This window comes from Niameybacter massiliensis (assembly GCF_001282685.1).
GTDB classification, from domain to species: Bacteria; Bacillota; Clostridia; order Lachnospirales; family Cellulosilyticaceae; genus Holtiella; species Holtiella tumoricola.
Genome location: NZ_LN875034.1, coordinates 22,592 through 39,669 on the forward strand (window position 1 = coordinate 22,592; position 17,078 = coordinate 39,669).

A 17,078-nucleotide genomic window follows, 5' to 3' on the forward strand; every position below is an offset into this window, starting at 1 on the left:
TATAAGATGAATAGAAGTAAAGTGAGGATTTTAGAGATGAAAAAAGCTATTTTAATGTATAATCCTAAAGCAGGAAATCGACAAATTATAAATTTAGTAGATCATATTGCAGAAAGGTTACAAGAGCTAGGATATGAATTAAGATTGTATAGAAGTCAAAGTAAAGGAAGTATTAGAAAATATATTGTGGATCATTTAGAAGAGAAAGAATTAGATTTAATAATTGTTTCAGGTGGGGATGGAACTATCAATGAAGTAGTAAATGGTATGATGCAAAAAGAAATAGATATTCCTATACTAGTATTACCATTAGGAACAGCAAATGATTTTGCATATAGTGCTCATATTCCAAATGATATAGAGGAGGCTTTAAATTTAATTGAATGTGGAGAAATTAAATATGTAGATATAGGTAAAGTGAATAATCAATACTTTATTAATGTATGTAATATGGGGTTGTTTAGTGGTATATCACATATTGTGGATTTAGAGTTAAAAAAGAAATTTGGAAAACTCGCATATTATGTAAAGGGATTTGAAGAACTTCAAAACTATCAAGCGATGGATTTAGAAATTGAATTACCAGATATAAAGATTAGAGGAGATTATATACTTATTCTAGTATTCAATGGAAAAGCAGCAGGAGGATTTACTAGATTGGCTAAAAATGCAAGTATTGAGGATGGAGAGTTTGATATTATAGGAATAAAAAAAGTAGAAATTCATGATATTCCTATGTTATTTTTAAAGGTATTACAAGGAGAGCATTTAACAGATCCCAATATAGATTATTGGGTAACTAATAGAGTAAATATAAGATGTTATAATGAGGAGAAAAATTTTGTTACTGATGTAGATGGGGAGGAAGGACCAAAGTTCCCACTAAGCATAGAAGCAAAACAAAATTTATTAAGATTTTATTTGAAAAAATAAATATATAATAGAAATAGCCTATTACAGATTAGATAAGTATATCTAATCTGTAATAGGCTATTTCTAATCAATTTTATAGATCTTTAGGAATGTATCAATATAAAAAATACCTTCATAAAGATTATTATTATTTTTTTGTTGTACACAAAAATAAACTTTATTATCAGCTGCTTTAATGAGAGTAATATCTCCAGGAATAGGTGTATACTTAATGAATTGATTATGCTCAATACTATATACGCATAATAGATTTAAATCATCCATTTTTTGTGTAAAAACAATATAATCATCTGAGAGAAACAATGAGTCAATAATACCACCAGTTGCAATAACTTTAGGTGAATGATAATAATCAGTAACCAAAAAGAGTGAAGAGTTTTGTCCATGTTCTGCAATATATGCAAAGTTAGTATTCTGGGGACAGATTGAAAGTGATTTGGGTAGGATTGTTTCATTTTTTGAGATATATCGATGTTTATCAGGTACATTTTGATTAATAAGCATCAAATAATATTCAGACTTATTATTATGGTCTAATATTAATATATAAGGATATTTGAGTATAAAAAACTTAGTAAAAGCAGAGTTAACTGTATGTAGAAAAACTTTTTCATCTTTTTTGTAATTATAATGATAGAGTCCATAATATTGATCATTAGGATCTCTTTCTATAGTAAAGTTTGTATTAGTAGAATTATAATTAGAAGTATGTGCACTATCAAATGTTTGGAATTCGGTTACTAAATCTAATTCTGATAAAATAAGTTGTTCGCTTAACATATGTTGAAGGAAAGGGTCTATAGCAATAATATCACCATTTACAAGTTGGGCATAATTAAAATCTGATGAAAAATTTAAATTACAACCTAGATAGTTTTCAAAGAAAAGATAAGCAGGAATACTAAAACTTTCTTCAGGTCGATTAATTTCATCAATAGGTTTATTCCAAATAATACATCTCCATAAATTTGAAAGTAAAGATGAATTTGTAATATTAATAGAGACATTTTGAGTTGTATTTAATGTAAGGATAGTTGGATTTCTAGAATATAATTGATCCACATATGAAAGAATATCTAAATTATTATAGGCTAAATTATACTTACCTATATAGATATTAGAATCATCAGTAGGATATAAACTAATATAAACATCATTAATACCTTGAGAAGAATAAAGTTTTAATAAGTATCCCATATCATCATTTAAAGTCTTATGATACCAATTTGCATAAGGTTCACTATCTTGAATACTCTGTGTTAACTTATTGATTTGATCTTCATTAGATATTGAAAATAAGTATTTAGAATGATCATTGGATTTACTATAAACTTCTATTTTAGATACATTATATGTACAAGTAGTTAAATAGGCTTTTTGTAGTGGTGCAGTAATGCTACTAAAGTTAAATACAGATAGTAAAAATATAAATAGGCCTAGTAGTATAAGTTTAATTTTAAAAATATGATTTTTAGGATCAAAAAGAGAGAAAAAATACATAATGCATGCCCCTATTGGTGCAGGTATACCTAATATAATAGAATGTATACTACTACAAAATAGATAAATAACACATTTTACAAAGAAAAATGATTCCTTTTCATTTTGTTTTTTTGAAGCTTCAAGTGCTAAAGAAATAATTAATAAAATTACAAGTATTGTTTTCATAAAGGCCTCCTAAATACTAAAATTAATAAAAAAGACTTGATGCTTAGCATAGTAGAATTTAGGAAAGGGATATATGCGATAAGGTACAATTAAATAAGCATGAAAAGTATGATTTTGATCTGTCAAGTGATTAATAGGATATTTAGATTTCATTGTAAAAGTATATGTATCTTTATTAGGAGAGCCTTCAACAAAAACATATTTACTAGTATGTTGAGGTAAAATTTCATCAAGTATATGTTGAGCTTCCTTATTATAGGTATTGGAAATAAAATATAACCAATTATCTTGTAAACCATCTTCATATAATAAAATATAATAATGTTTTAAATCTTTAGTTGGACTAATAGTAAGTTGTACAGTTTCTACATTATCTGTATCAGCACCTATTATTATATCAAGACTTCCTATATCAGGTGTATAAAAGTGATAATTAATAAAAATAGTAATATATATAATGGTAATTAAAAATACAAATTTTGATAGTAAACTGAATTTATTTTTTTTCATTTTTCTACTCCAAAAGACAAATGTTTCACGTGAAACATTAAAATTTATTAACTGCTTATGCTATTATATTATTCATATAAGATATTTTATGATAAAAAGATATTAATAATGTAATAACTAAATATTTTATGATATACTGATTATAAAATATGCGTTATAAATTAAGAAATCGAGGTACACCTACATGAGTAAAATCATTTCAGTAGTTAATCAAAAAGGGGGCGTAGGTAAAACTACGACAGTAATTAATTTGGCAGCAGCCTTAGTAGAAAAAAAGAAAAAGGTTTTAGTAGTAGACATTGATCCACAAGGTAATACGACAAGTGGATGCGGGCTTGTTAAGAATCGTATGCCATATACAATTTATAATGTATTTACAGAAGATAAGGATATAGAAGAGGTTATTTATGATTCGCCTAATGAGAAAATTAAAGTAATCCCTTCTAATATGAATTTAGCAGGTACAGAGATAGAAATAGTTGATAAAGCTGAACGAGAGTTTATATTAAAGAAAGCACTTGAAAAAGTTACAGATAAATTTGATTTTATTTTTATTGACTGTCCACCAGCGGTAAATATTTTAACAATTAATGCATTAACAGCAGCAGATACTGTTCTGATTCCAATGCAATGTGAGTATTATGCATTAGAGGGACTATCACAATTAATGCAAACAATTAAGTTAGTAAAAGAATCAACGAATAAGGGACTTGCCTTAGAGGGAATTGTATTTACTATGTTTGATACAAGAACTAATCTTTCAACATTAGTTGTTAATGAAGTAAATAATCATTTTGCTAAATTTGTTTATGAAACTAAAATTAATAGAAGTGTACGTTTAAGTGAAGCACCAAGTTATGGAATGTCATGTATAAGTTATGACTCGAGATGCAAAGGATCAGAACAATATCGTGCACTTGCAAAAGAATTTTTAGGAAGGAATAAGAAAAAATGAGACCAAAAGGCTTAGGTAAAGGCTTAAATGCTTTATTATCAGAAGAAGTAGCACTAAATCATCAAAATGAAGGCATTAAAATGGTAGATATTAATGAGGTAGAGCCTAATTACGACCAGCCTAGAAAAAACTTTGATCAAGAAGAATTAACTGAATTAATGGCTTCTATTCAAGAACATGGTATTTTACAACCATTAATTGTAAGAACTAAAGGTGATAAATATGAAATAGTAGCAGGCGAAAGACGCTATAGAGCAGCACGTCTTGCTAAGGTAAGAGAAATTCCTATTTTGATCAAAGATTTTGATGATAAACAAGTATTAGAAGTTGCACTTATAGAGAATATCCAAAGATCTGATTTAAATAGTATGGAATTAGCTTGTGCATATAGTCTATTAATGGAACGATTTGATTATACTCAAGAAGAAGTTTCTAAAAGAGTGGGGAAAAGTAGATCAGAAATTGCAAATATATTAAGACTATTAAAATTACCTACAGATATTCAACAAAAAGTTAGGGATAGTATATTAAGTTATGGACAAGCAAGAGCTATATTAACTTTAAAAGATGCTAGCCAACAAAAAGAAGCAGTAAATTATATTATTGAGAATGATTTAACTGTAAGAGATACTGAAAAATATATTCAACAATTAATAAATCAAGAAGAAATTAGTAAACGAAAAGAACTTAAAAAGAAAGAAGAAGTACTTGAAAGACAGCAAGGTAATTATGTATTTATTAATGAGGTAAAAGAAAATCTTCAAAAATCTTTAGGAACAAAAGTCAATATTACTCAAGGAAAACGTAAGGGGAAAATAGAAATTGAGTTTTATAATCATGAAGAACTAGAAAGAATTCTTAGTAAGATACAGTAGTCATAAGTTAAGGGAGTATAGATTGTATGGAAAATGTTATAGCTTTAATTGAACCATATATGTTATACATAGTTATGGTATTAGTAGTATTTTGTTTTATTCTATTTATTATGTTTATCATAAGTTTTATAAAAATGAAAAAGATACAACGTAAGTATGAAAGATTTATGATAAAAGATGATGTAGATTTGGAAAATTTACTGATTCATTATGCAAAAAAAGTTAATCAAGTAAAAGATAATGAAGAAAAGATATTAGATAAAATTGATAAATTAAGTAATGAAATTAAGTATTGTACACAGAAAGTAGGCGTTGTAAGATATAATGCTATAGAAAAAGTGGGAGCAGATTTATCTTTTGCAATTGCAATGATGGATGCAGAAGATAATGGGCTTGTATTAAATGGTATTTATAGTAGAGATGGTTCATATATTTATTCAAAACCTATCAAATCAGGTACATCAACTTATCAATTGTCAGATGAAGAAAAGGAAGCTATTAGATTAGCTATAGAAAATAATAAAGCAGTTAAATAATAAGAAAGATGGCTAGTATGATTATATCATATTAGCCATCTTTTTTGAATTAGATATTATATAGTGCAGAAATTATAAAAATCTTAGATTCTAACAGAATAGAAATGAGATATTAAATACATTCATATTAAATAATAGCGTTATAGTTTGGAAATTAGCCATATTTAAATCAGATTATAGCTAATAGATTATTAATATTACAAGTATCTGAGATGTTTTTTGATAGATAAAGTATGAATCTTTATAAGTTGGCTAAAATAAGTTAAAAAGAGAAAGAGAGTGAAAAATATGGTTGTAACAGTAGATAATAGCCTTTATTATATTAAGCAGTACTTAGAAAATACAGGGAAATATGAAGTATATAATTCTGACCAATATATAGGGCCAGTACATGCTTGTATCTATGAACAGAATAATGAAGAAGAGTTTGTAGAAATGCAAAATAACTTAATAAACTTAGCACAAAATGAACATGTAGATATAAGGCATGGTGTATTAATGATAAATGCAAAAAATAAAACACCCAAAGAGATTGAAAAAATTCTCTCTGAGCGTTTATATAAGAATATTTTTTAATGTTTCACGTGAAACATTTATAAAGTACTAGTAGTTGAAGGCATAAAAGAAACTTTTAAATATTTATAAATAGGTGTTGTTAAAATAATAATACCTATAATTAATGTAGTAATAAATTCAACAGATAAATAACCAGCATTATATACACTTGAATAAATCCATGGATTCATACCTTCAGGAGCATATTCTCCAAAGAAGATTGCACCTGATAGTAAATGCATACAGAATCGACCTATTATTGCAATAAAAGCACCAATGCCAAATCTAATCTGGAGAGACTTGATTGTTTTAGGAATAATACCTACAAGGCCTAGCCATGCAAAAGCAAGAGGGTAATCTAGTAAAATAGAAACCCAGTGTGCAGCATAAGCACCTTGGAAAAATTGTAAGAAACCATATGCTAAACCAGCAATAATACCAGCTGTAGGTCCACATACAAATGCAAAAAGCATAACAGGTAGCATACTTACTAAAGTTACAGAACCACCTTGAGGCATTTCAAACAATTTTATATAAGAAAGAATAAATGAAAGAGCTACGCACATTCCGCCAAAGGCTAAAGTTTTAGTAGTTAGTTTAGGCCCTACGGATTGTTTATTTGTAGTTTTAATAATAATACTTAGTACTAACACAATTAAAAAAATACTTAAGCATACCCAAATCATAGATGGGGTTTCTTGAAGACCTGATAAAAAATCTGACATTAAAAATCCTCCCTTTTTAATAAATATGTTAAGGGAGGATTTAATATAAAATAAAGATAATAAAGAACACACTTATTGTGCTATATTTACTATCTAATGTTTTACACACTTCCCTGCTGCAGCATTATCTGTGTACAGGTCCTGAGGGTCTGCTAAAATGCACTCTCAGCCCTTTTGGGCTCCCCTAGCATATTTATAAATATTAATTTAGTTTATAATAATTATTTATTATCTATCCTTATATTAATTCATTTTTATATACAAGTCAATGAAAAAAACTTATAACATTCATATTACTAATAATACAGTCTCTTTAAAGTAGAGAGAGCATGATTTTTAAAAGTGTATTAGGTATGATAGAATATATTTAAAGAGATTATAAAAGGAGAAGGGAATGGAAAAATTTAAATATATTAAGTATTTAGCCGGAGTAATAGGAATAGTAATGACAATATGGGGAACAGTTACTATAATTCAACATAATTTAAATAGTGAAGATCAATTAAAAATCTATTCTAGCCATCAAGTTCAAGAATTGCCAATAGAATTTGGAGTAAATGAAGTTTATTCTAGCAAAAATAAAAGGATTAAATGGACAAGTATTAACTATGAAAATCTAAGTAGTAATCATGATTATACATATATCCAAATATTGGAGACTCCTACTGATAACATTAAAAATAAATTAGAAATAATAGGGGAAAAGTATAAAGAATGTAAAACAATACTAGTGAGTTTGAAACTAGATAAAGATATAAATAAAAAAGAATTAAAAGAAATATATAAACAAGTAGAATTAATACAAGGAAAGTATACAAATATAGAAGTACTTATACCATTAGATAAAGCCGTACAAGTCTATAAGGATATACCAATTAAATATGCTTATATAGATATAAAGCAAAAAGAAGATATGGATTTATTAGAAGAACTATCTATACATTTTAAGCAAGAAGTTGAAATAATCGTTAATGACTATATATTAGAAGAACAAGAAGAACTTAGTGAACAGCTAGATTTAATGAGCCAACTATATTATTCTACCATTATGAAACTACCTAATATAACAGTAGTATTTCAACAGGGGAATGTTAATACGGCACATTATCGAATCATAGAATTCTATAATGAGATTCTTTCAAATAAAGAGTATAGACATGAACCATTAGAGAATAAAGATAACATAAGTATTGTTATATCAGATGAAGCAAATAAAGTAAGTTTTATGCCAGAGTATGATGAAAATATTGAACAAATTGATTATAAATTAAATGAAGAAACTATTTTAAAGACGTATCGTTATCCTTTTAAGTTAATGGCTGATGAGTATGAATTAGTAGATGGCGTAAATAGGTTAAAAATAATTATTAAATATAGAGATAAAGAAGACGTCATAGTACAAACATATTATTTAAAGAATAAAAGAAATAAAAGTATAGGTGAAAGACAAAGGCGTGTATCTAAGAACTATAAAGTAGAAGAAAAAAGTAGTTATGATAATCTATATATACCTGTTTTAATGTATCATGAATTTAAAGATGAAGTTGGTGAATCAGATAGTGAGCAGAGTATATCAGTAGGTACGCAGTTGTTTAAAGAGCAGCTCATTGCTTTAAAGAACGCAGGATATACTACTATAAACTTTAAAGATCTAAAAGATTATTTAGAAGGAGTAGGGGGACTGCCGCAGAAACCCATTATCCTTACTACAGATGATGGTTATTTAAGTAATTATACGATTGCTTACCCTATATTAAAAGAATTAGATATGCAAGCAACATACTTTATAACACCTAAGTATGTTGGGATAGATACGATGATGCCTCATTTTACTTGGGATCAGGCTAAAGAAATGGAAGCAAGTGGATTAATTGATATACAAAGTCATACTTACTCTCATAATTTATTAGATCAATTACCATATGGTGAAGTAATCTATGAAGCCAGTTTATCATTTGAAAAAATAGAAGAGAATCTAGGGAAAAGAGATGTAAAAGTACTTGCTTATCCACAATTCCAGCATAATTATAAGACCAAAAGATGGATTGAAAGTATAGGAGTAAACTTACAAGTAACCAATTTAGTAAAATATAAAGGTAGTACAGAAATCCAAGATATTAAACGTATACATGTAGCAAATACTACTACTCCTGAAGAGTTGCTTAAGGAAATAGAAAATTTAACAATGAAATAAAAAAGAATCCTTGATTTTTTTAAGAATACTTATTACAATATATGATTATAATACACTAACGCTATGAAGAGAAATCAATAAGTTTAATACTTTAACAGAAAAGGAGTTCACCGGCTGAGAGACTCTTAAAGAAAAGACTTATTGTCCTAGCTCGGAGCATTACGTGATTAAGCGTAACGGTTTACTGCCGATATAGAGTAAAGAGTGATGATAACTTTAGAATTTATCATAATCAGGGTGGTACCACCGAATGTCGATTTGGTCCCTATGCAGCAATGCATAGGGATTTTTTTATTGTCTATAATTTTAAAAATGATGAAATTAAGGGAGAGAAGATCATGTTACTTAGCAAATTATTAGGTGAACGTATTAAGGAAAAACCAGGTGATGCAACAAGTATTAGTCATATTTATTTATTAAGAGGCGGATATATCAGACAAGTATCGAATGGTATTTACTCACTTTTAATGCCAGCAAAGCGTATTGCAACTAAAATTGAAGATATTATTCGTGAAGAAATGGATGCTATTGATGGGCAAGAAGTTATGTTCCCAGTAGTACTTCCAGCAGATTTATGGCAAGAATCAGGTAGATTTGAAGGTGTAGGTAATGAGCTTGTAAGATTCAAAGATCGTTCAGGAAAAGATATGGTTCTTGGTATGACACATGAAGAGGCAGCAGTACATTTAGCACGTACAGAAGCGCGTTCATATGCTCAATATCCATTTATGATTTATCAAATTCAAACTAAATTTAGAGATGAACCAAGAGCGCGTGGGGGACTTATCCGTGTAAGAGAATTTACAATGAAAGATGCTTACTCATTCCATACTTCTCAAGAAGATTTAGAACAATACTATGAACAATGTTTACAAGCATACCATAATGTATTTAGAAAAGCTGGTGTGCCAGAAGTAGTATGTGTTCAATCAGACACAGGTATGATGGGTGGTAAAGTAGCACATGAATTTATGTTACTTACTGATATTGGAGAGGATACAATCATTATCTGTGATTCTTGTGATTACCAATCAAATATGGAAGTAGCTATTTCTAAACTTGATAAATATGAGATTGCAGAAGAAGAAATAAAAGAAAATCATACACCAGGCATTAAAGATATTGAATCTTTAGCAAATTTCTTTGGCGTAGAAACACATAGACTTTTAAAAGCTGCAGTATTCGAGGTTGAAGGTAGAAAAGAACCTCTTATTGTATTTGTTAGAGGAGATTTACAAGTAAATGAATCTAAACTTAGTAAAGTTGTTCAAGCAAATGTTACACCGCTTACAAACTACGAAAATGTTGATTTAAACTTTGGTTTTATTGGGCCTGTAGGATTAAATGCAGGAAATGCACAAATTATATTTGATAGTTCATTAGAAGGTGAAACAAATTTAATTTGTGGGGCTAATAAAGATGATTATCATTTATCAGGCGTAAGTATAGTAAGAGATATAAATGTAGAAAGCTTCCATGATGTGGCTCAAGTAAATGAAGGTCATACATGCCCTCATTGTAATGGAAAGCTTCAATTCAAACGTGGGGTTGAAGTGGGTAATATATTCCAGTTAGGCACAAAATATACAGAAAGTATGCATATGACATATACCGATAAAGATGGAAAAGCAAAAACACCTATCATGGGTTGTTATGGCATAGGAGTAGGACGTTTACTTGCTTGTATCATTGAATCTCATCATGATGAATATGGTCCAATTTGGCCAATTTCAGTTGCACCATGGCAAGTACACATTTGTGTATTAGGTAGCAAAAAAATAGATATGAATGAAGTTGGAACAGATATTTATAACCGTCTAAATAATAAATGGGAAGTTATCATGGATGATCGTAATATGGGACCAGGTGCGAAATTTGCAGATGCAGACCTTTTAGGTATTCCAGTACGTATTGTAGTAGGTGAAAGAAATCTTGAAAATGGACAAGTTGAATTAATGACAAGAGATAAATCAGTTAAAAAATTGATTAATATTTCAGATCTTGAGCAAGAGGTAGAAACTCTTATCACAGAACTTAAAAATCAATTATAGGATTGATAAATAAAGCCATTTTTTTAATAATAAATAAGTAAAATTAATATAGGACAAAATAAGTACTCGAGGAAACATAGAGTACTTATTTTTATTTTACAGAAAATTGCATATAATATTAGAGCTATGTTATTATCGTCAGTATAAGGGGGAAATTATGAAACAAATCTTAAAAGTACTATTTAGTCGTCTATTTATTGTCGGTCTACTTATACTTATACAAGCGATTATTTTAGGAATTGGAATTTGGAAATTAACTAATTACTTCGTATATATGTATATTCTATTTACTATAATTAGTATAGCAGTAGTAATTTATATATTGAATAAGAAGGATAATCCTTCTTATAAATTAGCATGGACGATACCAATATTATTATTTCCAATATTTGGTGGTCTTTTTTATTTAGTATTTGGAGGAGATAAAACAAGTAAAGCTTTTAAAAAATCTGTAAAAAGAACTTATGAAGATACAAAAGGTTTCTTGATTCAGAATGAAGAATTAATAAAACAATTGCAAGAAAACGATAAAAATATTGCAAAACAAGTTAAATATATTTATAACTATTCTAGTTTCCCTGTGTATAAAAATACAAAAGCTCAATATTTGTCTCCCGGTGAAAATTTCTTTAATGTCTTAAAAGACGAATTAAAAAAAGCTAAGTACTTTATCTTTATGGAGTACTTTATTATTGAAGAAGGAGTTATGTGGGATAGCATACTTGATATCTTAGTTGAGAAAGTAAATGAAGGGGTAGAGGTACGGGTTCTTTATGATGATGCAGGATGTATTCAAACATTACCTTATAAATATCATGAAAAATTACAAAGTTTAGGAATACAGGTGATTGTATTTAATGAGATACAGCCTAAATTATCTTTAAAGATGAATAATAGAGATCATAAGAAGATAACAGTAATCGATGGAGTAGTTGGTTTTACAGGAGGGGCAAATCTAGCAGATGAATATATTAATGCTGTTGTTAAACATGGTCAATGGAAAGATGCCAGTATATTACTAAAAGGAGATGCAGTAACAAGTTTAACATTAATGTTTTTACAAAGTTGGAATTTTGATAGGTCAGAAAAAAATAGAGAGGATTATAAACGATATTTAGTTAGAATACCAGATAAGTTCAATAATGAAGGCTATGTTCAACCTTATGCAGATAGTCCTCTTGATGAAGAGACTGTTGGAGAAAATGTTTATATCAATATGATTAATCAAGCGAAGGAATATGTATATATAAATACACCATACTTGATTATAGATAATGAGCTTATGACAGCATTAACATTAGCAGCTAAAAGTGGTATAGATATTAGAATAGTAACACCACATATTGCAGATAAATGGTACGTTCATCTTTTAACAAGGGCATATTATCAACAGCTTATAGAAGCCGGAGTTAAAATCTATGAATATACACCAGGCTTTATACATTCAAAAACTTTTGTAGTAGATGATGAAATAGGAGTTGTGGGAACAATTAATTTAGATTTTAGAAGCTTATATTTGCACTTTGAATGTGGAGTATTTATGTATAAGACATTAGCGATAGAAGAGATTAAGCAAGATTTTTTAGAAACATTAGAAGTTTGTTTGCCTATTACATTAGAAGAATGTCACAATGTAAAATGGTATACGAGATTAATGCGATCAGTTATTAGATGTTTTGCACCCCTTATGTAGTAAAGCCATAATTATTTAGACTTTTATATAGGGATTATGTAGACATCATGGATAAATATGGTATAATATAGGCGTATGTAATGCTATTCAACCCGTAAAATTTCATAATACCAACCTAAAAGAGGCACTTCCTAAATGGAGGTGCCTCTTTATTATTAAATTCGTATGAACTTAGAGATAGGAGCTTGAATATAATTAAGTATAAGTTTAGGTATATTATATGATATGGGGTGACTAAATGATAGAAATGTGCAGAGATATTAATGAATTACATCCTAAGGTTAAAGAATTAGCAGAAGCACTATTAGAATTATGTAAAAGAGAAGGATTAAATATAAAAATAGGAGAAACCTATCGAACAGTTGAAAGGCAAGATTATCTTTATGAACAAGGTAGAACAAGACCAGGCAATATTGTAACAAATGCTAGAGGAAGTAGTATGTCATCTTATCATCAATGGAGATTAGCTTTTGATATTTATCAAAATATAAAAGGAGCTGAATATGATAGTAATATTTTGAAAAGAGTAGGAAAGTTAGGTCAAAGTATAGGATTAGAATGGGGAGGAAGTTGGTCTAGTTTTTCTGATACACCTCATTTTCAATATACTTTTGGATTATCAATAAAAGATCTAAATTTAGGGAAAAAGCCACCAGAATATATTTCAACAGTTGAAAAAATAGATCAAGAATACGAAAAAGCAGTAAATACTTTGATAGAAAAACAAATTATCAATATAAAAAATGCATGGTATCCACAGCCTACTGTAAGATATACCGCCCAACTAGTTGAAAAAATAAGCTTAGAACTAATTAAATTAGATTATGACTTACAAATTAAAATATTGAATAATAAAGGCATCGTAATAGAAGTTGAAAAATGGAAGAAGCAAGAATATAAAGAAGAAGATATAAAAGCACTAATAAAAAAAGTAGCTGTATATTTAACAAAACAGTAGAGGGGATTCAATAAGAATCTCCTTTTTACATGTAAAAAAGTATGAGAACATTGTAATTACTGATATAATAAATAGGTAGTTTAAAATATATAAAATAGTTTAGAACAAATAGGAGAACTAAAATGTATAAATTAATTGCACTTGATATGGATGGTACTCTTTTAAGAGAAGATAAAACAATATCACAAAATACAAAGGAAGCAATAAAAAAGGCAAAAGAAAAAGGTGTTAAAATTGTCTTAGCATCGGGGCGCCCAATCGAAGGAATTGAGCGTTACTTAGAAGAACTTGAATTATTAGATCAAGATGATTATGTAGTAAGCTTTAATGGGGCTATTGTACAAAATACAAATACGAAAGAGGTAGTTAGTCGTATTACCTTAACAGGACAAGATCTCGAATATTTATATCAACTTTCACAAGAATTAGGAGTAAATATTCATGCCTTTTCAAAAGATGGATGTATTACACCAAGAATGTCAGCTTATACAATCTTAGAAGGTGAAATCAATGGTATTGCGGTACACGAAGTAGATTTTAATGAAGTTCCTAAAAATGAAGAACTTATTAAAATCATGATGATAGATGAACCAGAAATCTTACAAAAAGCTATTGAGAAATTACCTAAAGAAGTTTATGACAAATATACAGTCGTAAGAAGTGCACCATTTTTCTTAGAGTTTTTAGATAAACGTGTAAATAAAGGTGCAGGAGTAGAAGCTTTAGCGAAATGTTTAAATATTAAGCAAGAAGAAGTTATTTGTATGGGTGATGCTGGAAATGATGAACATATGATTCGTTATGCAGGTCTTGGTGTGGCTATGGAGAATGCTTTTGAAGAGGTAAAAGCAATTGCTGACTTTGTTACTAAATCAAATGATGAAGATGGTGTAGCATACGTTATTGAAAAATTTATATTAGAAGTGTAATAAACATGTTGAGTATTTTTAATTAGATTGTAATATAAATATGATAATCTAAAGATAAGCAAACAAAGGGAGGACTTTAGCATGAAGAAAAAAATAGCAGTCATCTTATTAGCCTTAAGTGCAATAGGCCTATCTGGATGTACACAACAATTAGATCAAGTGAATCCTTTAGAAGAACAAGTTACTACGTTACAAAAAGAGAATGAAAATTTAGCAAAACAAGTTGAAAGCTTAACAAAGCAAATTGATGAATTAATGGAGCAAAATACAAAATTACAAGAGGAGATACAAGTTTTAGATGAAGAGCAGTATACTCTTTATACTAGAGATGTAGATTCTTGGGAGATTGTAGAGTTAGAAACAATAAGTTTATCAAAAGATGAAACTATAAAAGAGAAACTTCAGCAGATAGCGAATGAAATTTCAAAGACATGTTTCGAAAATCTTGAAATAAAGGTAGAAGAAATTAAGACAATTGGAAATAAAGAAATTGCAACAATAAATCTTAAAGATAATGAAGAAGAATTAAATTGGATGAGTAATTATTTTCAAGGATCAACAGGAGCTGGAGTAACGTTAACAATTTTAGAAGAAAGTCTGCTCCAAAGAAAATCTAACTATACATGGATAGATGGGATTGAGTTAGTTTATAATGGAGAAACATTAAGTAGTTCTCATATTGAGCTTGGTAATATCTTATATCGTTAGTGATAAGTCTCTTTATTTAATAAAGAGACTTATTTTATTATATTAGCTGTAAAAAAGTAAAATAGAGTGCATAAAAATTAAGATAATGTCATAATGAAAGATCAATAAAATTAATGATTGATATATAAAAAATATCTAGATAATCAAAAATGAAGTGATAAATTATAGAGATATTAAACAAATATACCAAAAAAATAATACAAAAGACAAAATTATCTTATTACCAAATTTGTATAAAATGTTATAATCAATTTATAGCATAAATATATGAGAAGTGATCGATGAATAGGGCATAATTTAACTTACATAAAATCATCTATAAAAATTAAGTAAGTAAAAGGAGATGGATTTCAATGAAGAAATTTCAAAAAGTATTAGCATTAGGACTAGCAGCAACAATGCTTGGGGGAGTATTTGTAGGCTGTAATTCACAACCAGCGACTGAAAAACCAGCAGAAGAAAAGCCAGCAACTGAAAAACCAGCAGAAGAAAAACCAGCAGAGGAACCAGCTGCTCCTGCTTCAATTAGAGTTGTATCAATGTTTGGTGGTACAGATCCAAATGCAGTAACATTTGATAATTTAGTAGCAAAATATCAAGATGCTAATCCAAATGTTACAGTAGAAGTTGAATCAGCTACAGCTGATGAAACATGGAAATCAAATGTACTTACAGATTTTGCAGCAGGTAATGAACCAGATGTACTTCATTTCTTTACAGATGTTACATCAAAAACAATTGTAGAACAAGGTAAAGTTGTTCCAATTTCAGAAATTCAATCAGTATACCCAGATTATGCTTCAAACATTAACCCAGCTGCTTTAAAATCAGCTACATGTCCAGATGGTGTTCAATATGCTATCCCAACACATGGTTACTATGAAGGTATTTTTGTTAATACAGATTTATTTGAAGCTAACGGAGTAGATCTTCCAACAGATTGGGCTAAATTAGAAAATGCTATTACAGCATTTGCTAAAACAGATATCACACCTATTGCAGTAGCGTTAGGACATATTCCTCACTATTGGATTGAACATCTTATCTTAGCTGAAGGTGGTGTTCAAGACCATAGCAATAAAGATATCACAGCAGTTAAAGAATCATGGGTAAATGGTTTATCATACTTTAAAAAATTCAATGACATGGGTGCATTCCCTGTTGATACAGCAACAACACAAAATGATCTTGTAGAAGCTCAATTCATTAATAAACAAGCTGCTATGTTCTTAGATGGTAGCTGGGCTGTAGGTAAATTTGGTGATACAGAAACAGTTGCCCTTCTTCCAATTCCAGGTACAGGAAATGGGAAATGTGATGGTAAACAACTTATTTCTGGATTCTCAAGTGGCTTCTATATTACAAAGAAAGCTTGGGATGATCCAGCAAAACGTGAGGCAGCAGTTAAATTTGTTCAATCTATGACAACAACAGAAGCTATTGGTGAAATGGTAACTGTAGCTGGTGGTGGTGCTCCAGCAGCTAATGTAGGTGATCTTAAAGGTTTATCACCACTTGGAGCTAAAGGTGCTGCTATGGCAGGTGAAGCAACAGCTGTAGATGGAGCTATTGATGGATGGCTTGCTAAACCAGCTTGGGAATACTTATTAAGTAAAGTTGCAGGTATTGCAGCAGGTACAGAAGACCCATCAGCAGTTGTTGATCAAATCATTACACTTAATAATGCGCAATAAACCATTTAACAATAAAAAGACATATGCTTAAAATAGCATATGTCTTTTTTTATATATAAGAAATATAAATGTTATATAATGGGGAAATAAGAAA

At 28.9% G+C, this 17,078-nt stretch carries 15 protein-coding genes; 12 read left to right on the plus strand and 3 right to left on the minus strand.

Going from position 1 to position 17,078, the window contains the following annotated elements; genetic code table 11:
• Positions 1-36: 36 nt before the first annotated feature.
• On the plus strand, positions 37-933 hold the full coding sequence (locus tag BN2390_RS02720) for a diacylglycerol/lipid kinase family protein (RefSeq protein WP_053982813.1): 897 nt from the start codon (positions 37-39) through the stop codon (positions 931-933).
• A 63-nt stretch (positions 934-996) separates the two neighbouring features.
• On the opposite strand, the gene BN2390_RS02725 is transcribed toward BN2390_RS02720, so the two are convergent.
• Both BN2390_RS02725 and BN2390_RS02730 read right to left on the minus strand, forming a co-directional pair.
• Complete coding sequence (locus BN2390_RS02725) at positions 997-2,601, minus strand: hypothetical protein (RefSeq protein WP_053982814.1); 1,605 nt, start codon at positions 2,599-2,601, stop codon at positions 997-999.
• A 9-nt stretch (positions 2,602-2,610) separates the two neighbouring features.
• Positions 2,611-3,111, minus strand: coding sequence for a hypothetical protein (locus BN2390_RS02730; RefSeq protein WP_053982815.1), 501 nt, complete (start codon positions 3,109-3,111; stop codon positions 2,611-2,613).
• A gap of 184 nt (positions 3,112-3,295) precedes the next feature.
• On the opposite strand from BN2390_RS02730, the gene BN2390_RS02735 reads away from it, so the two are divergent.
• The 4 genes from BN2390_RS02735 (at position 3,296) to BN2390_RS02750 (ending at position 6,053) form a co-directional block, all read left to right on the plus strand.
• A complete protein-coding gene (locus BN2390_RS02735) occupies positions 3,296-4,066 on the plus strand; it encodes a ParA family protein (protein WP_053982816.1) in 771 nt (256 codons plus the stop codon).
• Positions 4,063-4,941 carry a ParB/RepB/Spo0J family partition protein gene (locus BN2390_RS02740; RefSeq protein WP_053982817.1) on the plus strand — a complete coding sequence of 293 codons (879 nt, stop codon included), beginning with the start codon at positions 4,063-4,065 and terminating at the stop codon, positions 4,939-4,941. Before BN2390_RS02735 ends, BN2390_RS02740 begins: the two co-directional genes overlap by 4 nt.
• A gap of 26 nt (positions 4,942-4,967) precedes the next feature.
• Positions 4,968-5,477: a DUF4446 family protein gene (locus BN2390_RS02745; protein WP_053982818.1), complete on the plus strand. Its 510-nt coding sequence runs from the start codon at positions 4,968-4,970 to the stop codon at positions 5,475-5,477.
• Between the two features lie 288 nt (positions 5,478-5,765).
• On the plus strand, positions 5,766-6,053 hold the full coding sequence (locus BN2390_RS02750; protein ID WP_053982819.1) for a YkuS family protein: 288 nt from the start codon (positions 5,766-5,768) through the stop codon (positions 6,051-6,053).
• 17 nt (positions 6,054-6,070) lie between these two features.
• Here BN2390_RS02750 and thiT read toward each other — a convergent pair whose 3' ends face one another.
• Positions 6,071-6,757, minus strand: a complete 687-nt coding sequence (gene thiT / locus BN2390_RS02755; protein WP_053982820.1) for an energy-coupled thiamine transporter ThiT — start codon at positions 6,755-6,757, stop codon at positions 6,071-6,073.
• 394 nt (positions 6,758-7,151) lie between these two features.
• Here thiT and BN2390_RS02760 point away from each other — a divergent pair, with 394 nt between their 5' ends.
• From BN2390_RS02760 to BN2390_RS02790, 7 genes are all read left to right on the plus strand, one after another.
• Positions 7,152-8,951 (plus strand): polysaccharide deacetylase family protein, encoded by a 1,800-nt coding sequence (locus BN2390_RS02760; protein WP_053982821.1) that lies wholly within the window; start codon positions 7,152-7,154, stop codon positions 8,949-8,951.
• A 338-nt stretch (positions 8,952-9,289) separates the two neighbouring features.
• Positions 9,290-11,002, plus strand: coding sequence for a proline--tRNA ligase (locus BN2390_RS02765; protein ID WP_053982822.1), 1,713 nt, complete (start codon positions 9,290-9,292; stop codon positions 11,000-11,002).
• A gap of 157 nt (positions 11,003-11,159) precedes the next feature.
• Positions 11,160-12,695 carry a cardiolipin synthase gene (gene cls / locus BN2390_RS02770; RefSeq protein ID WP_053982823.1) on the plus strand — a complete coding sequence of 512 codons (1,536 nt, stop codon included), beginning with the start codon at positions 11,160-11,162 and terminating at the stop codon, positions 12,693-12,695.
• Between the two features lie 238 nt (positions 12,696-12,933).
• Entirely contained in the window at positions 12,934-13,653 is a 720-nt protein-coding gene (locus tag BN2390_RS02775) for a M15 family metallopeptidase (protein WP_053982824.1), read from the plus strand.
• A 122-nt stretch (positions 13,654-13,775) separates the two neighbouring features.
• Entirely contained in the window at positions 13,776-14,582 is an 807-nt protein-coding gene (gene yidA, locus BN2390_RS02780) for a sugar-phosphatase (RefSeq protein WP_053982825.1), read from the plus strand.
• 81 nt (positions 14,583-14,663) lie between these two features.
• A complete protein-coding gene (locus BN2390_RS02785) occupies positions 14,664-15,290 on the plus strand; it encodes a hypothetical protein (RefSeq protein WP_053982826.1) in 627 nt (208 codons plus the stop codon).
• A gap of 353 nt (positions 15,291-15,643) precedes the next feature.
• Positions 15,644-16,984, plus strand: coding sequence for an ABC transporter substrate-binding protein (locus BN2390_RS02790; RefSeq protein WP_053982827.1), 1,341 nt, complete (start codon positions 15,644-15,646; stop codon positions 16,982-16,984).
• Positions 16,985-17,078 lie beyond the last annotated feature (94 nt).